The organism is Arthrobacter sp. G.S.26, from assembly GCF_050847375.1.
In the GTDB taxonomy this organism is placed as follows: domain Bacteria; phylum Actinomycetota; class Actinomycetes; order Actinomycetales; family Micrococcaceae; genus Arthrobacter.
Window position 1 is genome coordinate 393,961 of the sequence record NZ_CP193752.1, and the last position, 18,821, is coordinate 412,781.

General features: G+C 68.5%; 18 protein-coding genes. 9 read left to right on the top strand and 9 right to left on the bottom strand.

Annotated elements, in window-relative coordinates; all coding sequences use genetic code 11:
- Nucleotides 1–6: 6 nt before the first annotated feature.
- Nucleotides 7–1,074 carry a quercetin 2,3-dioxygenase gene (locus ACRB8A_RS01905; RefSeq protein ID WP_050684245.1) on the bottom strand — a complete coding sequence of 356 codons (1,068 nt, stop codon included), beginning with the start codon at nucleotides 1,072–1,074 and terminating at the stop codon, nucleotides 7–9.
- A 127-nt stretch (nucleotides 1,075–1,201) separates the two neighbouring features.
- A complete protein-coding gene (locus ACRB8A_RS01910) occupies nucleotides 1,202–1,501 on the bottom strand; it encodes a DUF4193 domain-containing protein (protein ID WP_050684246.1) in 300 nt (99 codons plus the stop codon).
- A 147-nt stretch (nucleotides 1,502–1,648) separates the two neighbouring features.
- Here ACRB8A_RS01910 and ACRB8A_RS01915 point away from each other — a divergent pair, with 147 nt between their 5' ends.
- From ACRB8A_RS01915 to ACRB8A_RS01925, 3 genes are read left to right on the top strand one after another with little or no spacing between them, the layout of a single operon-like run.
- On the top strand, nucleotides 1,649–2,245 hold the full coding sequence (locus ACRB8A_RS01915) for a TetR/AcrR family transcriptional regulator (protein ID WP_432245462.1): 597 nt from the start codon (nucleotides 1,649–1,651) through the stop codon (nucleotides 2,243–2,245).
- Nucleotides 2,242–3,225 carry a DMT family transporter gene (locus ACRB8A_RS01920; RefSeq protein ID WP_432245463.1) on the top strand — a complete coding sequence of 328 codons (984 nt, stop codon included), beginning with the start codon at nucleotides 2,242–2,244 and terminating at the stop codon, nucleotides 3,223–3,225. Before ACRB8A_RS01915 ends, ACRB8A_RS01920 begins: the two co-directional genes overlap by 4 nt.
- Before the next feature lie 9 nt (nucleotides 3,226–3,234).
- Nucleotides 3,235–3,534, top strand: coding sequence for a hypothetical protein (locus ACRB8A_RS01925; protein WP_050684248.1), 300 nt, complete (start codon nucleotides 3,235–3,237; stop codon nucleotides 3,532–3,534).
- Between the two features lie 21 nt (nucleotides 3,535–3,555).
- Here the strand turns inward: ACRB8A_RS01925 and ACRB8A_RS01930 are convergent, their stop codons facing one another.
- A complete protein-coding gene (locus tag ACRB8A_RS01930; protein WP_050684249.1) occupies nucleotides 3,556–4,599 on the bottom strand; it encodes an aldo/keto reductase in 1,044 nt (347 codons plus the stop codon).
- A gap of 408 nt (nucleotides 4,600–5,007) precedes the next feature.
- On the opposite strand from ACRB8A_RS01930, the gene malQ reads away from it, so the two are divergent.
- Complete coding sequence (malQ, locus tag ACRB8A_RS01935; RefSeq protein WP_432245464.1) at nucleotides 5,008–7,254, top strand: 4-alpha-glucanotransferase; 2,247 nt, start codon at nucleotides 5,008–5,010, stop codon at nucleotides 7,252–7,254.
- On the opposite strand, the gene ACRB8A_RS01940 is transcribed toward malQ, so the two are convergent.
- Nucleotides 7,251–8,306, bottom strand: coding sequence for a lactonase family protein (locus ACRB8A_RS01940; RefSeq protein ID WP_432245465.1), 1,056 nt, complete (start codon nucleotides 8,304–8,306; stop codon nucleotides 7,251–7,253). The genes malQ and ACRB8A_RS01940 overlap by 4 nt on opposite strands.
- A gap of 80 nt (nucleotides 8,307–8,386) precedes the next feature.
- Here ACRB8A_RS01940 and ACRB8A_RS01945 point away from each other — a divergent pair, with 80 nt between their 5' ends.
- From ACRB8A_RS01945 to ACRB8A_RS01960, 4 genes are all read left to right on the top strand, one after another.
- Complete coding sequence (locus ACRB8A_RS01945; RefSeq protein WP_432245466.1) at nucleotides 8,387–9,208, top strand: putative protein N(5)-glutamine methyltransferase; 822 nt, start codon at nucleotides 8,387–8,389, stop codon at nucleotides 9,206–9,208.
- 52 nt (nucleotides 9,209–9,260) lie between these two features.
- Nucleotides 9,261–9,938, top strand: coding sequence for a response regulator transcription factor (locus ACRB8A_RS01950; RefSeq protein WP_050684252.1), 678 nt, complete (start codon nucleotides 9,261–9,263; stop codon nucleotides 9,936–9,938).
- Complete coding sequence (locus tag ACRB8A_RS01955) at nucleotides 9,935–11,353, top strand: HAMP domain-containing sensor histidine kinase (RefSeq protein ID WP_056601481.1); 1,419 nt, start codon at nucleotides 9,935–9,937, stop codon at nucleotides 11,351–11,353. Before ACRB8A_RS01950 ends, ACRB8A_RS01955 begins: the two co-directional genes overlap by 4 nt.
- A gap of 70 nt (nucleotides 11,354–11,423) precedes the next feature.
- Nucleotides 11,424–12,653 (top strand): LCP family protein, encoded by a 1,230-nt coding sequence (locus ACRB8A_RS01960; RefSeq protein ID WP_050684254.1) that lies wholly within the window; start codon nucleotides 11,424–11,426, stop codon nucleotides 12,651–12,653.
- Between the two features lie 46 nt (nucleotides 12,654–12,699).
- Here ACRB8A_RS01960 and ACRB8A_RS01965 read toward each other — a convergent pair whose 3' ends face one another.
- Nucleotides 12,700–13,674: an NAD(P)-dependent alcohol dehydrogenase gene (locus tag ACRB8A_RS01965; protein WP_432245467.1), complete on the bottom strand. Its 975-nt coding sequence runs from the start codon at nucleotides 13,672–13,674 to the stop codon at nucleotides 12,700–12,702.
- An 85-nt stretch (nucleotides 13,675–13,759) separates the two neighbouring features.
- Between ACRB8A_RS01965 and ACRB8A_RS01970 the strand changes: the two genes are divergently transcribed.
- Nucleotides 13,760–14,272 (top strand): GNAT family N-acetyltransferase, encoded by a 513-nt coding sequence (locus tag ACRB8A_RS01970; protein ID WP_432245468.1) that lies wholly within the window; start codon nucleotides 13,760–13,762, stop codon nucleotides 14,270–14,272.
- A gap of 102 nt (nucleotides 14,273–14,374) precedes the next feature.
- On the opposite strand, the gene ACRB8A_RS01975 is transcribed toward ACRB8A_RS01970, so the two are convergent.
- From ACRB8A_RS01975 to ACRB8A_RS01990, 4 genes are all read right to left on the bottom strand, one after another.
- Nucleotides 14,375–14,833: a hypothetical protein gene (locus tag ACRB8A_RS01975; protein ID WP_432245469.1), complete on the bottom strand. Its 459-nt coding sequence runs from the start codon at nucleotides 14,831–14,833 to the stop codon at nucleotides 14,375–14,377.
- A gap of 115 nt (nucleotides 14,834–14,948) precedes the next feature.
- Entirely contained in the window at nucleotides 14,949–15,215 is a 267-nt protein-coding gene (locus tag ACRB8A_RS01980; protein ID WP_056601470.1) for a GlsB/YeaQ/YmgE family stress response membrane protein, read from the bottom strand.
- Nucleotides 15,216–15,349: 134 nt separating this feature from the next.
- Nucleotides 15,350–16,183: an aldo/keto reductase gene (locus tag ACRB8A_RS01985; RefSeq protein WP_050684259.1), complete on the bottom strand. Its 834-nt coding sequence runs from the start codon at nucleotides 16,181–16,183 to the stop codon at nucleotides 15,350–15,352.
- 24 nt (nucleotides 16,184–16,207) lie between these two features.
- Nucleotides 16,208–18,760, bottom strand: coding sequence for a rhamnogalacturonan lyase (locus tag ACRB8A_RS01990; protein WP_432245470.1), 2,553 nt, complete (start codon nucleotides 18,758–18,760; stop codon nucleotides 16,208–16,210).
- Nucleotides 18,761–18,821: the final 61 nt, after the last annotated feature.

The window sequence follows — 18,821 nt, forward strand, 5'->3', positions numbered from 1 at the left end:
GGGCGGTTAGAGCTCCAGGGCGGCGCGGCGCTGCGGCGGGGGTCCCACCACGGTGAGGTCCATCTCCGCCTGGGCCCGGCCGAAGCCTTCCATGTCCATGTAGGGCTGGCCGCCTTCGGTGTACATGTAGTCCTCGGTGGGCTTGTTGAAGTATTCGAAGAACCCGTTGAACACCGAGGGAGTCAGGAAGCCCACCATCTGGGTGTTGTGCGCATCGAACGCGAAGGAATGGATGGTGCCGGCGGGGGCATGCACAAAGTCCCCCTTGGTCAGCAGCATTTCGCGGCCGTTGGCGTACAGCCACATCCGGCCCTCGGTGCACAGGAAGTTCTCGGTGTGTTCGGAGTGGAAGTGCAGCGGAATGTACGGTGATTTTGCACCCTTGGTGTGCACGGCGAAGTAGTTGGACCCGGTGTTGGCGGGCCGGGACAGGTAGGTGAACATGGTCTGGTAGCTGACCAGCCGCTCACCTTCGCCGGCGCTGAGGAAGTACGGGCTTTCCGACGGCGGCAGGCCGGCGTCGTGCTTGAAGGCGGGCGCCACCCGTTCCACGTCCGGGAAGGTGATGCCGAATTCGGCACCGATTTCCGCCTGCTCCTGCAGCCCCGCGGTGCGGCCGGCGCGGACCGGGGGCACGTGCGAGTCGATGGGGGTGCCCACGCGTTCGTAGTAGGCCTCGGCGCCACCGGGCGTCATCCAGTTCAGGAAGCGGGTGTAGTGGCTGGCCATGCGGTAGGCGTGCGGGGTTCCCGGCGGGATGACCACGGAGTCGCCCGGGGTCAGGATGCGGCTTTCGCCTGGGAGCCAGACGTGCAGGATCCCGTCGAAGACGTAGAGGGTCTTGTGCTCAACCTGGTGCGTGACGAAGGGCGACTCCGCGCCCATGCCGCCGGAGATGTAGGCCGCACTGAAGATCCCGCCGGTATCGGCTGCCCGCGCGATCACGGTGACCAGCTGGCCGTTGAGCTCGTAGCGCGCGCCTTCGCCTGATGCCATGTAATACGGCAGGGCCTCGCCGGGCAGGGCGTTGGCAACCGGGAGCTGCCTGTTCATTTCCTCAACGCTGAGGGACATGGGTTCCTTCTTTCCAGTCGGCCGGCCAGTGCCGGAGCGTGACCTACAGCATGGCTGGCCGCCGGTCCTGCTACGAGGCTGGATTCCAATGGTTGGAAGCCGAAGTGGGTCACGCCGTGCGGGGTCCTTAGGACTCGCACTCCCGGCAGTACTTCTTGCCGTCCTTTTCCCGGGCCAGTTGGCTGCGGTGGTGGACCAGGAAGCAGGACATGCACGTGAACTCGTCCAGCTGTACGGGGACCACCTGGACCTGCAGCTCCTCGTTGGAGAGGTCAGCGCCGGGCAGTTCGAAGCCTTCGGCAAGGTCTGTTTCGTCCACGTCCACCACCGCTTCGCGGCGGTTGGACTTGTCGTTCTTCAGCTCGTCCAGGGCGGTGTTCGGCTCGTCGCCGGGGGTCACCCGGGGGGCGTCGTAGTCAACTGACATTGGTGCTTTCTCCTGTCGGCTTTCACGCGCGGATTGTTCCGGACAGAGCCACAACGGGTCACGGTCTGCAGATATTCCCGCTACTCTACGCGATTGCGGTGCAGGGTACGTAGACTGGTCTAACTACCTACGATTCCGGAGCCCCACATGCCTGCAACAATTCCCGCCGGTTCCACGCGGCGCCCCGCGCGCACGCTGCTCCTTGAAGCCGCCGCCCCGCTCTTTTACGCCCACGGAATCACGGCCACAGGGATCGATGCCATCACCGCCGGTGCGGGCGTGGCCAAAAAGAGCCTGTACAACAACTTCCGTTCCAAGGCGGACCTGGTGGCTGCCTACCTGGAGGCACGCCACGAGGAATGGCTGGACCTGTACCGTGCCCGCCTGGACGCCGCAGCGGACCCCGGGGAGCAGGTGCTGGCGGTGTTTGACGCGTACCGCGACCACGCCAACTTCGCCTACCAGGACGGGTTCCGCGGCTGCGGGCTCCTGAACGCCGCAGCCGAACTCCCGGCCGGTGATCCCGGCCGCCAGGCCGTCCGGCAACACAAGGAAGACGTGGAGGACCTCCTCCGCGGGCCACTGCAAACGTTGCTGCCGGGGGAGCCGGGCCGGGCAGCGCAACTGGCGCGGCACCTGGCGTTCCTCCTGGAGGGCGCCATGGCCCGCGCCGGGCTGCAGGGCGACGACGGCCCGCTCCTTGAAGCCCGGCTGCTTGCCGCCGGACTCCTGGAAGCCCTGTGACGGCCGCCCGGGTTCAGGCTCCGGCGGCCACAGCCCGGCCAACCGGCGGACACAGCCGCGGAGCCCTTGCCGTGGTGGCTGCCTCCGTCCTGTGGGGCACCACCGGGACAGCCGCCACCTTCGCCCCCGGCGCCGGTCCGCTGGCCATCGGCGCCGTGGCCATGGGGGTGGGTGGGCTGCTGCAGGCCCTTTTTGCGCTGTCATCGATCCGGCGCCACCGCACCGGGCTGTTGGCCCGCTGGCCGCTGCTGCTGATGGGCGCCGCAGCGGTGGCCGTCTATCCGCTGGCGTTCTATTCCGCCATGCACCTGTCCGGCGTGGCCGTTGGAACGGTGGTTTCCATCGGTTCCGCCCCCATTGCGGCCGCGCTGATCGAGCGGCTTGTGGATGGACAGCGGCTTCGCCGCCGGTGGATCGTCGGCGCGCTGCTGGGCATCTCCGGAGCCGCAGTGCTGTCGTTTGCGGGCCACGGTGGAGGGGCCGCAGCAGGCGGAGACGGGTCGCCGTGGCTGTCGACGGCGGGAATCCTGCTGGGCCTGCTCGCCGGCGCCACCTATGCCCTGTATTCCTGGGCCGCGCACCGCATCATCGGCGCCGGCATCCCGTCCAAGGCGGCAATGGGCGCAGTTTTCGGGTTGGGCGGCCTGCTGCTGATGCCGGTGCTGGCCGTCACCGGAGGTGCCCTGCTGGAGTCGTGGACGGCTGCGGCGGTTGGCGCCTACATGGCCCTGATCCCGATGTTTGCGGGCTACCTGCTGTTCGGCTGGGGCCTGGGGCGGGTCGGGGCCAGCACAGCTACCGGAATCTCGCTGCTGGAGACGGTGGTGGCGGCCGTCCTTGCCGTGCTGGTGGTGGGGGAACGGTTGCCGGCCGCGGGCTGGCTCGGGGCCGCAGTGGTCCTGGGGAGCCTCTTTATCCTGGGGCCGGGCAGGACGGCGGAGAAACAGGCCCCCATCCCGGCGACGGGCCTGCGCCGGTAGGCTGGGCGCATGACTTCGGGGGAAAGCAGCAATCCAGGACGCACCGCCAAAACGCTCCAACGGTGGCTGGTGCCCTTGCTGGCAGTGGCGGCCACGGTGGCGGGGCTGGTTATCCTCAATGCACCACGGGAAATCGGTTGGGTTGCCTACGCGCCCCTGAGCAATACATCCTTCGCCTCGTCAGGCCCTGAGCTGGTGGTGGTGGACGGCACGTCCCTGTCCGGCGTGGCCCTGGTGGGCGCCGGACTGCTGGCCCTGGCGTTCTGGGCCGGCTTCCGCGTGGGCCGGCAGCGCATAGCCCGGGCATAACAAACCAGGTCCGGCAGGGGCTCAGTGCCGGCGCAGCTCAGCGAATTCGATGGACGGCACGATCGCACCGGCGTCGCGCTCCACAAAGTTGGTACCCGGCGGCACCAGCTCATCGATGGCGTCCAGGACGGCCTCGCTGAGCCGGACGTCCGCCGCGGCCAGGTACGCGGCGAGGTGTTCCCCGCTGCGCGGCCCGATGATGACGCTGCTGATGGCCGGGTGGGCCAGGGTGAACCCCACGGCGAGGTCCACGAGGGACAGCTCGAGCTTGTCGGCGAGCCGCGCCAGGGCGTCGGCGGCGTGCAGCTTGCGTTCACTGGTGGGGCCGGAGATGTCGTACCGGCCGGGCAGTGAGTGCACCTTGGACGCTGTGCCCTCCTTCAGCACAAAACTTCCGGACAGCCAGCCGCCCGCCAGTGGGCCGTACGCCAGGACACCCAGGCCGTACTGCTGCGCAATGGGCAGCACGTCGCGTTCGTTGCCGCGCACCAGCATGGAGTACGGCACCTGGTTGCCCAGCGGCGGAATGAGGTGGTTGGTGTTGGCCAGCCACTGCGCCTCCACCAGCTGCGCCGGGGTGAATACGGACGTGCCGTAGTAGAGGATCTTGCCCTGCCGGATGAGGTCGTTGAGGGTGGTAATGGTCTCCAGGACGTCGGTGTTGTAGTCCGGCCGGTGCGCCTGGTACAGGTCGATCCGGTCGGTTTGCAGCCGGCGGAGGCTGCCTTCCACCGCCTGCGTGATCCAGCGCCGGGAGTTTCCGGAGTGCGCCGGGTTGGCGCTCATCTGGCCGTGGAACTTGGTGGCCAGGAAAACGTCGTCGCGGCGGCCGCGCAGCGCCCGGCCCACCACCTGCTCCGACTCGCCCTGGGAGTAGACGTCCGCGGTGTCCACGGCGGTGATTCCGGCATCGAGTGCGGCGTTGATGATGCGGATGCTTTCATCGGCGCCCGTGGGGGCGCCCTGCTGCCCGCCGGTGCCTTCGCCGAAGTTCATGGTGCCCAGGGTGAGTGGGCTGATGGGCGTGCCCGACCGCCCAAACACCCGCAGTTCGCTCAGGCTCATCCCGGGTTTCCTCCACAATCCGTGCCGTTTATGTCCTCGATCGTCACGACGCTACACAGATTGGCCGGGGGGCCGCAGAATTCCGCCTTAGTCCTTCTCTTTTCGTCGCACAAGGTAACGGGACGGGCCGGGCATGACGAAATGTGGCGGCCCGGGCAGGGTATGCGGTGGAACGTCCGACGGCGGGACACCGGGCAGGTGCCGGCGGAACCAGCAGCAGGGGCCGGCTTCGCCGTGCTGACCCCGGTTCCGTTGGGCAGGGAGGGCCGTGCCCATGCGGTCAGGTTTCGTCCCCGGCGCCTCCTGCCATAATCTGGAGCGACGGTTGTGCGCGGGGGTGCAGGCGCCCGGTGCGACACGCCAGCTTTTGTAAGTTCGGTCCCATCACACCAGGCGAGGCGGACATCCATGACGGCAACAGAGCAGCAGCAGTCCCACCCAGCGGGCGGCCCGGCGGCCCCTCCCGGAGCGGCTGCCGGCAGCGGATCCCCCCTGGCCGACGCCGTGGATCCTGCCCTCCTCCAGCAGTTGGCCGATGCGCACGGCGTTGGCACCACTTTCCAGGGCTGGGACGGCCTGCCCCATACTGTGGCGGCCGCGACGCTGATCAAGGTGCTGCATTCCCTGGGCGTCCAGGCGCACACCAACCAGCAGATCCAGGCGGCGCTCGCCGCCGCGGAACTGGCGCCCTGGCAGCGGATGCTGCCGCCCGCCGTCGTTGTCAGGCAGGGCAAGCCGGCGGACGTTCCGGTCCACGTGCCGGACGGCGCTGCGGTAAGCCTGGCCATCACCCTGGAGGACGGTGCCGACATCCGGGAAGCCACCCAACAGGATGCCTGGGTCCAGCCGCGCGAGGTGGACGGCGTCCTGACGGGCCGCGCCACCTTCGCCCTGCCGGCGGACCTGCCGCTGGGCTGGCACACCCTGCACGCCACGTCAGGGGACGCCACCGCCACCGCAACACTGGTGGTGGTCCCCGAACGGCTGGAAACAGCCCGGCACCTGGAGGAGCGACGTGGCTGGGGGCTGGCCACGCAGCTGTACTCCGTGCGGTCCAAACGGTCCTGGGGGATTGGCGACTTTGCGGACCTGGCAGACCTCGCCGCCATCAGCGGGCAGCGCGGCGCCGACTACGTGCTGGTGAACCCGCTGCACGCGGCCGAGCCGGTGCCGCCGGTCCAGCCCTCGCCGTACTCACCGTCCACCCGCCGTTTCTTCAACCCGCTCTACATCCGGGTGGAGGACATCCCCGAGCTGGCCTACCTGAAACCCCGCAAGCGGGCCACGGTGGAGCGGCTCCGCGAAGAAGTGGCGGGCCTGAACCACAACGCTGACCGCCTGGACCGGGACGCCGTTTACGCGGCCAAGCTGCAGGCGCTCGAGCTCCTCTACCACGCGCGCCGCGCGCCCGCCCGGCAGGCAGCCTTCGACGAATTCTGCCGGATCTCCGGTACGGGCCTGGACCATTTTGCGCTGTGGTCTGCGATCCGTGAGGACGCGGCACCCGATGATCCGTTGTGGACGGACCCCGGCTTCGCGGTGGGCACCTCCGGCGCTGCGGCCCTGCAGGAGAAGCTCGCGGACCGGATCGGGTTCCACCGCTGGCTGCAGTGGATCTGCGACGAACAGCTTGAATCGGCGCAGCAGTCGGCGCGCCGTGCGGGCATGCGGCTGGGCGTGGTCCACGACCTGGCCGTGGGCGTGGACCTGAACAGCGCCGATGCCTGGACGCTGCGCGGCGTCCTGGCGCCGGAGACCAGCGTGGGTGCGCCGCCGGACATGTATAACCAGCAGGGCCAGGACTGGGGCCAGCCGCCGTGGCACCCCTCCCGGTTGGCCGAGGCCGGCTACGCGCCGTTCCGGAACATGCTGGCCACCGTGCTCCGGCATGCGGGCGGTATCCGGGTGGACCACGTGCTGGGCCTGTTCCGGCTCTGGTGGGTTCCGGCCGGCAACGCGCCGGGGGATGGCGCCTACGTCCGCTATGACCATGAGGCGCTGATCGGCATCCTGGCGCTGGAGGCGCACCGCGCCGGCGCCGTGGTGATTGGTGAGGACCTGGGCACCTTCGAGCCGTGGGTCCGGGACTACCTGGCCGCGCGCGGCATCCTGGGAACATCCATCCTGTGGTTCGAGTACGACGGCGATTCGCCCCTTCCGCCGGAAAAGTACCGCGTGCAGGCGCTCGCCAGCGTCAACACCCACGACCTTCCACCTACCGCCGGCTACCTCGCGGGGGACCACGTGGCGCTCCGCAGCCGGCTGGGCCTGCTGGAACGGTCCGAGGCCGAGGAACGGGAAGAGCACAACGCCTCGCTGGAGAAGATGTTTGCGCTGCTCCGCGAACGGGGATACCTTTCCGGCGACGGTCCCGGCGGAACCGCCGGCCGTGGGGATTCCGAGGCCAAAACCATCGAGGCGCTGCACCTGCTGCTGACGGAGGCGCCGTCGGTCCTGCTGGGGGTGGCGCTGGTGGATGCGGTGGGGGAGCGGCGGGTCCAGAACCAGCCCGGAACCACCGAAGCGCTCTACCCGAATTGGCAGGTGCCGCTCGGCGGTCCGGACGGCAAACCGGTGTTCCTGGACGATCTGCCCAGCAACAGCCGCTTTACGTCGCTGCTCGACTCGGTGGAGCGCGCGTTGCGGAACCCCTAGGCCGAAGCGGGGACCAGCGCAGTGGGTGACGCCACGCGGACTGTCCGGACCAACGGTCCCGGCAGTCCCGTGGCGGGATCCAGGGCGAAGGTGGCCACAGTGTCTGAACGTTCGTGGGCCACATGCAGCCAGGGGCCCAGGACAACGTGGTGGCGCGGCCAGTCGCCGCCGCAGTCCACGTCCTTGACGGGAACCAGGCCGGCGCCGCCATCCACCACCTCCAGGACACTGATGAGGTTGGACCCGCGGACACCGGCGTAGGCATGGCGGTCGCCGGGGCCAAGGCAGATCTCCGCGGCCGAATCGCCGGGCCCACTGCCGCCGGCAGTGGCCGGCCCCTGGAACGCCAGGGAAAAGGTGCCCGCAACGGGCCGGACCACAAAAACCTCAATGGAGTATTCGGACACCACAAAGACGCTGCCGCTGATGTGCTGGACCAGGTGGCGCGGTCCGCTCCCGAACGGCAGCACCACCTCCCCGTCCAAAACCAGCCCGGTGCCGGGCACATACTTCCAGATCCGCAGGATGTCGTGGCCCAGGTCAGTGGTCATGATCCGGCCGTCCGCCAGCATCAGGCTGGCGTGGGCGCGGCTCTGCCGCGGCGCGTCCACGGCCTGCCCGGCATACGGGTCGGTGCCGGCACCAGCGGGGAACCGGCCGGTGATAGCCCCCGCCGGATCGAGTTCGTAGAGGATGACCTGGCCGTCGCCCCAACAGGTGGCGGTGAGGAACCTGCCCTGCGGGTCCACCGCCACGTGGCAGGTGGCATCGCCGGCCTCCACTGGTCCACCGGCCGGGGCCAGGCCAAAGCTGCCGGTGCGCGCATATGCCTGGACCATACGACGCTGCTCGGCCACGGCATACACCACCGGGAGCGTGGGATGGGCAGCCACAAACGACGGCGACTCTGCCGGTACCGCCGTTCCCAGCCATTCGAGTGTTCCGTCCCTGTTTGCCTTGAGCGCACCGATGCCCTCCGCCCGGCCGCCGCCGTCAGGGGTGTAGGTGCCGGTCCAGAGAATGGTGCTGGAATCGCTTGAGGTGTACGCCATGAACCCATCCTGCCAAGACAATGCGGGTTCCGGGGTCACCCGCGCGGTGTCCGATAGCATGGAATTCCCAGCCCGCGCCGATGGAGGAAGGGGGCGCCATTCCCACCCCGGAAGTTTTATCAGGTGAGGGCATCGCGTCCATGCTCCGCGGGGCCGGCTGCGTTTTTGCCGAGGACGAGGCCCGGCTGCTCCTCGCTGAGGCGTCCGGGCCGGCCGAGTTGGCGGACTACGTCCGGCAACGGCTTGCCGGGATCCCGCTGGAGTACATCGTGGGGTGGGCCGACTTTGCGGGCCGGCGCATCGCCGTCGTCCCCGGTGTTTTTGTGCCGCGCCGCCGGACCGGGCTCCTGGTGCAGGAGGCAGCGGAATTCCTGGCCGCCAGGGGTGCCGCCGGGGCGGTGGTGGTTGACCTGTGCTGCGGCTCCGGGGCGGTAGGTGCGGGCATCGCCGCGAAGGTACGGGGCATCGAGCTGCACGCCGCGGACATCGACCAGGTTGCGGTGGACTGCGCCCGCCGCAATATCGGACCGCTGGGCGGGCAGGTTCACCAGGGTGACCTCTTTGAAGCGTTGCCGCCGGAGCTGCGGGGCAGGGTCCGGGTCCTCGCGGTCAACGCCCCCTATGTTCCCAGCGCGGCCATCGCGACCATGCCCCCGGAGGCGCGCCTGCACGAAACCCTGGCCTGCCTGGATGGCGGCGCCGACGGCCTGGACGTGCACCGGCGGGTTGCCGCGGGAGCGCTGGACTGGCTGGAACCGGGCGGCCGGCTGATCATGGAAACCAGTGGACGCCAGGCGGCCGGGACGGCATCGATCCTGGCCGCGGCAGGGCTGGCGGTCCGCACGGTCCGGTCCGCCGACGTGGACGGGACGGCTGTTGCGGGCACGGCACCGCTAGCATAAACAGGGCGGCCGCCGTCTGGCCGCGCAGACACCTCCGGAGCGAAAGGCACGTGTGCGAATCCTGCTGGTGGATGACGACGCCGGGATCCTGCTCGGCTTCAGCACTGCCCTCGGGCGGCGCGGCCATGAAGTCCTGGCCGCAGGAACGGTCGCAGCGGCCCTCGACTGCGCGCGGACGGGCCAGCCGGACATCGGGGTCATCGACGTGATGCTGCCCGACGGCGACGGGTTTGGCCTGTGCCGGCGCATCGCGGCCGAGTGGGGGTTCCCCACCGTCCTTCTCACGGCCCGCGATGATGATGCGGACGTGGTGGGCGGCCTCGAAGCCGGAGCCGACGACTATGTGGTGAAGCCGGTGGCGCCGGACGTTCTGGAAGCCCGGTTGCGGGCCGTGCTGCGGCGCGGGCGCCGGATGCAGGACACCGGCCCTGCAGGTCCGGTCCAACTGGGCCAGCTGCGCATTGACGATTCCGCCAAGGAAGTGCTCGCGGGGGATTCGGTCCTGTCCCTGTCCGCCACGGAATTCCGGCTGCTCCTGGAACTGGCCGGCAGGCCAGGCCATGCCCTGAGCCGGAGCCAGCTGATTGACTCCGTGTGGGCCGATTCGCCGCCCGAATCGCCGCGGGTGGTGGACACCACCATCCAACGCCTGCGTGCCAAACTCACCGAAGCGGAAGTGACGGAACCCGCGCTCGAAACTCTCCGGGGCATCGGATACCGGCTCCGGTGAGGCGGCTGAGCCTGCGGTGGGCGCTGGTGCTTGCCCTGACCACCACCGCCGTCCTGGTCAGTGTCCTGGTGACAGTGGTCCTGGTGGGCATCACCCGGGACGCCACGTATGCGTCCCGGCAGGAGGCGCTGCTGGCCGACTTCCGCGAAAGTACCGCGCCTTTCAGCCGGGCGGTCACCCTGGCCGCGCCCGATGCCGAGTGGGACCTGTACGGTGAGGTGCTGCCCGGCCGCACCGTCATCTTTGACCTGCAGGGCACCCGGAGCGCCGGGGACCTGGGCCGGGCAGACATCCCGGCTCCGTTCCTGGGCGCGTTGGGCCCGGAGACCACTGACTTGCAGTTCCGCCGCGGCACCCTGAACGGTGACGAGGTGTTTTTTGTGGGCGGAGTGCTGCCCGCCCGAGGCGAGGATCAGCAGCCCAGGCTTGCCGTTGTCACCGCCTATTCCCTGGAACCGGAACGCAGGCAGCTCCTCCAGCTGGTGGGCGCGGGCGTTGCGATCGGCGGCATCGCGGTTGCCCTGGCCATCGTCCTGGGCCTGTTCCTGGGTACCGCGCTGACCCGGCCGCTGCGGCGGCTGGCCCGGATGGCCCAGCAGGTGGGCGACGGCGCCGTCCCCGAGCCGGCAAGGTCAGCGTTTCCCGACATCGACAAGGTGGCCGGGACCCTGGCCGAGTCTTCGCGCAGCCTGTCCGTGAGCATGGCCCAGCTTGCCCGCCGTGAGCAGGAAGCCCGCCGGCTGGTGGGGGACGTGGCGCATGAACTCCGGACACCGCTGGCGTCCATGGCCGCCGTCAGCGAAATCCTGGCCGACTTCCGGCAGGCCACTCCGGAGGAGCAGGCCGCAGCCGTCCGGATCACCACCGACGGAACCCGGCGACTGTCCGTGCTGGTGGCGGAGGTCCTGGAGCTGTCCCGGATGGAAGCCGGCGCCGCGCGGATCAGCGTCTCCCGCGGCCGGCTCCTGGCTGCCCTGCAGGAAGCAGTGCTCGACGCTGATCCGGAGCGCAGTGGCTCTGTGGAACTTTCCTGCCCCCGCAGCCTGGTCCTGGTCACCGACTTTGCCCGGGTGCGGACGGTGGTCAGCAACCTGCTCACCAACGCCCTCCGCTATGGTGCCGCCCCCATCCGGGTCAGCGCAGCGGAACGCGGCGGCGGCATCATCATCACGGTCCAGGACCACGGGCCAGGTATCCCCGCAGACCGGCGCGAGCACATCTTTGAGCGTTTCACGGTGCTTGACCCGGCCCGCCGCAGGCCGGACAGCAGCGGGCTGGGGCTCGCCATCGCCAGGGAAAACGCCAGGCTCCTTGGCGGGACGCTGGCCCTGGCAGGCACGGAAACGGGCGCCACCTTTGTCCTTGCGCTGCCCGCGGCACCCGCTTCCTGGACAGTAGACGCCGCGATGGTGTGACGGTCCTGTGACATAGCCGGGGAACCATGTGGAGCGACCTTTCGCCTGCACCCAGAATTGGAGGCCCGTTATGGACGGCTCCCCGCCCCACGTTCCCCCCTACCCGGACCGGTTGCCGCGCGGCGGACGGCCCGGCAGGCGGATGCGCAGGCTCGTGGCCCTCTCGGCGTTGGCGGTCGCGCTGATGGTCATTGCCGTTGTTGGGGTCGGTGCTGTCCGGCTGGCGGCCAATATCGACACAGTGGACCTGGCCGCCGGTCCAGGTGCCGCCGCTGAACACGCAGGCAGCTTCAACGTGCTGGTGGTGGGATCGGACGGCAGGGACGGCCAAGGGGAGTCCTTCGGCGAAGGAGACATCGAGGGAGCCCGTAACGACGTCACCATGGTCCTGCACGTCAATGAGGCCCATACCGAAGCCACTGTCCTGTCGATTCCCCGGGACCTGCTGGTTGACTTCCCGGACTGCCGGAACCCCCACACTGGCGCCGTGACGGCCGGCGGGGCCGGGGTGCCCTTCAACGAGGCGCTGGGCCGGGGCGGGCTGCCCTGCACCGTGGCGGTGGCCGAGTCGCTCACGGACCTGGACATCCAGTACGCGGCAAGTTTGTCCTTCCAGGGCATGATTGACCTTTCCAACGCCGTGGGCGGTGTGCCCATGTGCTTTGCGGGACCCATTGACGACCCCGATTCCGGGCTGGCCATCCCGGCGGCAGGAACCTACGACCTGCAGGGCGGGCAGGCACTTGCCGTCCTCCGTTCCCGGCACGGCGTGGGCGATGGCAGCGACCTGGCCCGGATCTCATCGCAGCAGGCATTCGCTTCCTCGCTGATGCGCAAACTGCAGGACGAGTCCACCCTCACCAACATCCCGCGCCTCTATGCCATCGCCGAGGCGGCCACGCGGAACACCACGCTCTCCAGCAGCCTGGCGGACCTGCCCGCTTTGGTCTCCCTGGCTGGCGCCTTCCGTGACATCCCGCTCCAGGACCTGAACCTGGTGACCTACCCGTACATCCCCGCCGGCAACCGGCTCCTGCCTGACACCGTGGCCGCGCAGGCGCTGATGGAGGTGGTGACTTCCAGCGAACAGCTGGTCCTTGGCGGGGACAACGCGGGCCGGGGCGTCCAGGCAGGAACGGATGGAGGGGATAACGACGACGGCGGCACGGCGGGTGCGTCCGTGGTCCCGGAGGACCCGGCGTCACCGTCGGACGGCTCAACCGGCCTCCCGTCCGCGCCCGAAAACGTCGAAGGACAAAGTGCGGCGCAGGACAACTGCATCGTTCCCTACTCCTGGTAGTGCCGCCGTCGTAATCCTGCTGGCGATGGCCGTTCCCGAACCTGGTTCAGGCCGGGACGGTAATCACCACCTTGCCAATCGCCAGGTGTTCCTCCACGCGGCGCATTCCCTCCGCGGTGCGGGCCAGCGGGTACGTCGAGTCGATGACCGGCCGGAGCGTGCCCATCTCCACCATGGTCCGCAACTGGAGCAGGTCCGCCTCCTTGGTCACGGAGATCAGGCCCCGGATTTTCTGCCGCGAGAACAGGCCTGCGAGCGGGGCCAGCAGTGAACGCTCAAACCCGCCCAGGATTCTGCCGCCACCTTCCCCGCCGACAATCACGATGGTTCCTGTTGGCCTCAGCGCGCGTCGCAGCTGTTTCATCGGCCGGCGGCCGCCCATGTCGATGATCAGGTCGTAGCGCTGGTCCATCGTGGTGAAGTCCTCGCGCTGGTAGTCCAGGACGCTGTCCGCCCCGAGGGACCGGACCAGGTCCAGTTTTGGCCCGCTGCACACGCCGGTGACGTGGCCGCCCAGCGCTTTGGCGATCTGCACGGCGAAGATCCCCACCCCGCCGGCCGCGCCCAGGACCAGGACCCGCTGGCCGGGCTGCAGGCCACCGGCGTCACGGACGGCGTGCAGTGCCGTGGCCGCCGACGTGGGGATGGCCGCCGCCTGGTTGGCTGTGGCATTGGACGGGGTCCGGACAACCGATCCCGCAGGTGCCACCGCGAACTCGGCGAAAGCCCCCTTGGCGACGCCAAACACCGCATCCCCCACCACGTGCCCGGTGACGGCGGAACCCGTCCCGACGATCCGCCCGGCAACGTCCATTCCGCGCACCCTGTCCCGGGGGACCCGGAATCCGAGGGCCAGCCGGGCCAGCAGCGGAAGGCCGGTCATCACGTGCCAGTCACCGATGTGGATGGACGCCGCCTCGACCTCGATCAGCACGTCCCCGGGACCGGGTGAGGGCTTGCAGACGTCGTCCACCCGAAGGACGGCGGATGTTCCATAGGTATCCTGCAGCACAGCCTTCATGGCATGCCTCCTCTGTTATGGAAACCCTGTCCCTAACGGAATGCCTTGTCCAGCATCGCCCGGCCCCGCGTGCGAAAATAACTGGATGCCCGCAGGACTCCAGCCCCCCACTGTTCGCAGGGCCCGCCTGGATGGCCCGGACGCGGCTGCGGTGAGGCGGTTGGTAGGGGATTACCTGGGCCAGACGGAACGGGAGAAAGCCCGGCATCTGGGCGGAATTGCCCATCCCGCGCACGGACTGCCGGCGGCGTATGGGCCGGAACTCCGGGATCCCGCCGCAGCCTACGCCGGCGCAGCGGTGTACCTCGCGGAAATCGACGGCGAACCCGTGGGCGTCGCCATCCTCAACCGCGTTGGCCCGTTCCTGGAGATCAAGCGGCTCTGGGCTGATCCCGCTGCCCGCGGCCGGGGCGTGGGCGGGGCGCTGCTGGATTCCGTCGTGGCAGCGGGCCCCGGTGTGGTCCGGTTATCCGTCTGGGACTGGCGTGAGGCGGCCATCAAACTCTACGCATCGCGCGGCTTCCGGGCTGTGGAGTCCTGGGATGGCCGCGGAAGGTTGCTCTGCATGGAACGCCACGGCCAGGTTCGGCTGCATTAAATGCAGCTGGCCGGCGCGTCCCCCAAGGATCGCGCCGGCCAGCAAGAATGTTCATTTGTAACCCAAAACCCTGCTGGTAAAACGTTCAGCAGGACAGTGCGCTCAGTCGCGCCTCGGGTCAACGTTGGTGGCCGCTCCCGCCGGGGTTGCGCCGCCTTCATCCGACCAGTCCTGCCCGGTGCTGTCGTTCAGCGCGGGGTCGGAGTCGACGTCCGGGGTGCCCAGGTTGACCGTTTCCGGGTGCGTGCTGTGGGCGGGGATGCTGCCGCTGGCAGTACCTGCTGTGGCGGCCGGGGTCCCGGAACCCGCAGCACCGTCCTTATGCATGGCGGAGCCTATGACGGTGCCGGCCCGGCGGGCAGCTTCTCCGAGCTGGTCCACCATCCCGGGTGCCTTGTCCTTGACTGCCTCCGCGGCCACGGCGACTTTGTCCTGAACGGGTTTGCTGTCCCAGACGGCTGCAGCGCGTGCCTTGAGCTTGTCATAGGCTGCGCGTCCTGACCGTGAGCCGAGTACGTACCCGGCGGCGATGCCTACGCCCAAAAGAAGTTTGTTTTTCATGGTGAACTCCTGCTCCGTGAGAAGGTTTTCGTTTTGATCGGCCGGGAGGGCCGGATAGCCGAAACCGGCCTGGGGAAGGATTTCCCCAGACCGGTTTCCTGGCGTGTGCGCCGTGTTAGCTGCGCACGCCGCGCTTGGTGACCATGCCGTAAACCAGCAGGACGATCAGCGAACCGGCGATAGCCAGCAGCCAGGTCTGCAGCGAGAAGAACTCCTGCAGGCCCGTACCGAAGATCATGCCGCCGATCCAGCCGCCCAGCAGTGCGCCAACAACGCCCAGCAGAAGTGTGATCAGCCAGCCGCCGCCCTGCTTGCCCGGGAGGATCGCCTTGGCGATGGCGCCGGCGATAAGTCCAAGAATCAAAAAGCCAATGAAACCCATTTTTTGTTCCTCTTCCTAAGTAAAGGAGGCTTCCGGATTCCGGAAGCACTTCGTCCTTCTCCCTCAATAGTAATCATGCTTACTATCATTTTGCCAACCCCGGAAAGAAAACAGGTGGCCGGGACGGGGTGCGCTCAGTGCCCCGTGGTGTCTGAATCGTTGCCCGCAGCCGGGCCTTCATCAAGAGTGGACAAGTCTGCCAGATCCTGCGGGTCCAACGCGAAATCGAACACGTCCAGGTTCTCCTGCATCCGGTCCGGATCGCCGGTTTTGGGCACGGCAACCAGCCCGCGCTGGACATGCCAGCGAAGCACCAGCTGGCTGGGCGTCTTCCCGTATTTTTCGCCCAGCTGCGCCAGGATGGGAGCGCCCCGCAGGCTTCCGCTGGAGCCGCCCAGCGGGCTGTAGGACTCTGTGATGATGCCGTGCCGGTGGTGGAATTCCTGCTCGGCGGTACGCGTGATGGCAGGGCTCAGCTGGATCTGGTTGACGGCCGGCACCACATCCGTCTCAGCCAGCAGCCGTTCCAGGTGGGCGGGCTTGAAGTTGGATACCCCGATGGAGCGGACCTTCCCGGCTGCCTGGAGTTCCTGGAAGGTCTTCCAGGTGGACACAAACTCGTTCCGGCCCGGGAGCGGCCAGTGGATCAGGAGCAGATCGACGTAGTCCAGTCCAAGGCGTTCCAGGGAGCCTGCCAGTCCTGCGGCGGCCTTGCCGTCCCCCTGGAATTCGCCGTCCAGCTTGGTGGTGATGAAAAGGTCGCCACGGTCCAGCCCCGCCGCGCGGATGCCTTGACCCACGCCCCGCTCGTTGCCGTATTTCACTGCCGTGTCGATGTGCCGGTATCCGGCGTCCAGGGCCTTGGCCACGGCAACGGCCGCCTGCTGGTCATCCAGCGGCCAGGTACCCAGCCCCAGTTGCGGGATGGCGTGTCCGTCGTTCAAGGGAATCAGCGGTGCAAGTGTCATGGCAACAGTCTCTCCCGGATCCCGTCAGTCCCGGAAGGCCCGGAGGATGTTGTCGGCGTTGTACTGCAGCGCCACCCGGGCGGCAGGGGACACCTGGTCCGGCCCCTTCTGCTGGGCCAGGAACTTAACGAACCGCTGCAGCGTCTTGGCGGCCTTGGCGGGGTCGCCGTCGGCAACGGAGCGGCCGGCCTGCTGGACGGTGGCGGTAAGCTGGCTGGCTACCGGCCCGCCGACGTCGCCCGATTCCACCAGGTCTTCCAGGACATGCTGCAGGGCCTTCACGCTGCCGGGCAGCCAGGCGGCCCGCAGGGGAACGCCGGCAAAGTCCATGTCCGAGGCCAGGTAGAAGTCCGTGTAGAACGGCTGGTTGTAAGTGGTGTTTTGCCGCGCTACCTCTGCGCGGTACTGCGGGTCGTGCATCAGGGTGTACAGCTTGTGGTTGGTGACCTCGGTGCTCATGTACATCCGCAGGGCGGAGCTGTCTGCGGTCCGGACCAGCATTTCCTCGCGCCAGTCGCCCACCACGTCCGCCACCAGGCTGGGGGTGCCCTTGGTGCCGTTGTTGGTGCGCGTGTCCGTGGCGGTGAGCAGCCGGCCCCGCTTCCAGTCATCAATCGTGGGGGTCTGGTCACCCGAGCCGTTGATCAGCTGGGTGGTCATGTCCGCGGCCCAGCGGATGCTCATGTTGGTCCCCGGCGTGGTGGCGGAGATTTTTTCGCCGGCGGCCGACTGCATTCCGATGGCCCAGTTTTCGATGCCCGGAACCGACGGGTCCACGTCGCCGATCATGCCGCGGCCGGTGTCCTTGCCCGAGTAATCCCCGAACAGGACCTGCCCCGTGGCGGCGTCGCGCATGGCGTAGCCGAAGGGGGCGTAGGTGGCGCCTTCGTGGACGGTGAAGATCTCCTTGCCGGGCCGGGCAGGATCGATGTCGGCCACGTGCATGGCGTCGCCGTGCCCCAGCCGGGCCTCCTGGCCGGGGGCGGCGCTGCCGGGCGGCAGGATGCCGGACGAGCTGTACAGCAGCGACCCGTCGTCGTCGAGCGTGGCGGAACCGTAGACAATCTCCTGCCGGCCGTCGCCGTCCACATCAGCGGCGCTGAGTGAGTGGAACCCCTGTGTGGTGAGTTTGCCGTACACAGGGTCGGTGCCGTCGCGGCCGTGCGGGGAATCGTTGAACGGGTTGGTCATGGGTGTCCAGCCCGAGTCGACGTCCCAGACGGGGGCCAGGTTCCGGCCGTCCCACGTATACGCGGCAACAGTGGTGCGCGTGTAGTAGCCGCGGGCAAACACGGCAGCTGGCTTTTTGCCGTCCAGGTAGGCGACGCCGGCCAGGAACCTGTCCACGCGGTTGCCCGGCTCAATGCGGGCCATGGCGTAATCGCCCCACATCAGGCCGTCGTCGTGCCGTCCCGGCTCGTAGGCAACCGTTTTGAGTTCCTTGCCCGTGGCACCTTCGAACACCGTGAGGTACTCGGGGCCCGAAACGATGAAGCCCTCGAAGGCGCGGAGGTTGTTCCGGGCGCTGCGGGCCGGCGCGTAGACGTCCATGAAGTAGTTGGTCAGCGACGCGGCGTCGGCTTCCGAGAGCGGGTACTGGTACCGCGCCGGGATCCCGAAGGCTTCCTCCAGGGTGGCGGGCCAGCGGCCGGACTTGACCTCGGGATGAGCGGTCCAGCCCTGGAACGTGGCCACCATGTGCCGGTAGTAGTCGGCCGCGCTCATGCGGTAGTCGTCAGCGTTGGTGTGGCCGGCCGCCAGGTCCCCGGCCAGCAGGGAGATGAAGGATTCCGCGGCCACGCTGCCGTCCGCGTTGAAGTTGGTGCTTTTGGTGCCGGGAGCTGTTTTCATCATGAGTTCGGCGCGGCCGTCGCCGTCGAAGTCGTTGACCAGCAGCTGGGTGTAATGGGCGCCGGAGCGGATGTTCACGCCCAGGTCGATCCGGTGCAGGAGGGTGCCGTCCGCCTTGTAGGTGTCCACGTAGGTGTTCCCGGTGTAGCCCATCTGGGAGACGTCCTTTGAGTTGTTCGGGTCCCATTTGACGATGAATTCGTACTGCCCGTCGCCGTCCACGTCGCCCACCGAGGCGTCATTTGCCGAGTAGGTGTAGGCCTGCCCCGCGGGGGTGACGCCGTCGGCCGGCTTTTTCAGGGGAATGTCGACGAAATTGCTGTTCCAAGCGGTGGCGGGGGCGCTGGCGTCCACTTCCACGCCGCCGACGACGGCCCGCACCGTATAGGCCGCACCGGAGGTTCCGCTGGGGTCGAGGTAGTTGGTGCTGTCAGTGACAGTGCCGAGCCTGGTGCCGTCCCGGTAGACGTTGAAGTTGGCGCCGGTCAGGCCGGTTTCTGACGAGCCCGTGGCTTCGGGGCCCAGGAGCCGCCAGCTCAGGAACACACCTTCGGAGGTGCCCGCGGCCACCAGGCCGCGGTCCAGCTGATCCAGTTGGATGCCGGGATTTCCCGTTGCGGTGGAGGGCCCGACGGCGGACGCCGGGGCTGCCAGGCAGCCAAGGGTCAGTGCGGCGCCGAGTGCGCCGACGGAGAGGAGGCGCGCGGGTGTCCTTATCGGATTCATCAGTGAATCCTTTCAATCCGGAAATGGGAAAACGCTTCCCCAGTAACCTAAGGGGCCTGCG

Bases quoted from the DNA above. Each gene is read 5' to 3' on its own strand.
- ACRB8A_RS01905 (WP_050684245.1), bottom strand. From the start codon at position 1,074: ATGTCCCTCAGCGTTGAGGAAATGAACAGGCAGCTCCCGGTTGCCAAC.
- ACRB8A_RS01910 (WP_050684246.1), bottom strand. From the start codon at position 1,501: ATGTCAGTTGACTACGACGCCCCCCGGGTGACCCCCGGCGACGAGCCG.
- ACRB8A_RS01915 (WP_432245462.1), top strand. From the start codon at position 1,649: ATGCCTGCAACAATTCCCGCCGGTTCCACGCGGCGCCCCGCGCGCACG.
- ACRB8A_RS01925 (WP_050684248.1), top strand. From the start codon at position 3,235: ATGACTTCGGGGGAAAGCAGCAATCCAGGACGCACCGCCAAAACGCTC.
- ACRB8A_RS01930 (WP_050684249.1), bottom strand. From the start codon at position 4,599: ATGAGCCTGAGCGAACTGCGGGTGTTTGGGCGGTCGGGCACGCCCATC.
- malQ (WP_432245464.1), top strand. From the start codon at position 5,008: ATGACGGCAACAGAGCAGCAGCAGTCCCACCCAGCGGGCGGCCCGGCG.
- ACRB8A_RS01940 (WP_432245465.1), bottom strand. From the start codon at position 8,306: ATGGCGTACACCTCAAGCGATTCCAGCACCATTCTCTGGACCGGCACC.
- ACRB8A_RS01945 (WP_432245466.1), top strand. From the start codon at position 8,387: ATGGAGGAAGGGGGCGCCATTCCCACCCCGGAAGTTTTATCAGGTGAG.
- ACRB8A_RS01960 (WP_050684254.1), top strand. From the start codon at position 11,424: ATGGACGGCTCCCCGCCCCACGTTCCCCCCTACCCGGACCGGTTGCCG.
- ACRB8A_RS01965 (WP_432245467.1), bottom strand. From the start codon at position 13,674: ATGAAGGCTGTGCTGCAGGATACCTATGGAACATCCGCCGTCCTTCGG.
- ACRB8A_RS01970 (WP_432245468.1), top strand. From the start codon at position 13,760: ATGCCCGCAGGACTCCAGCCCCCCACTGTTCGCAGGGCCCGCCTGGAT.
- ACRB8A_RS01975 (WP_432245469.1), bottom strand. From the start codon at position 14,833: ATGAAAAACAAACTTCTTTTGGGCGTAGGCATCGCCGCCGGGTACGTA.
- ACRB8A_RS01980 (WP_056601470.1), bottom strand. From the start codon at position 15,215: ATGGGTTTCATTGGCTTTTTGATTCTTGGACTTATCGCCGGCGCCATC.
- ACRB8A_RS01985 (WP_050684259.1), bottom strand. From the start codon at position 16,183: ATGACACTTGCACCGCTGATTCCCTTGAACGACGGACACGCCATCCCG.
- ACRB8A_RS01990 (WP_432245470.1), bottom strand. From the start codon at position 18,760: ATGAATCCGATAAGGACACCCGCGCGCCTCCTCTCCGTCGGCGCACTC.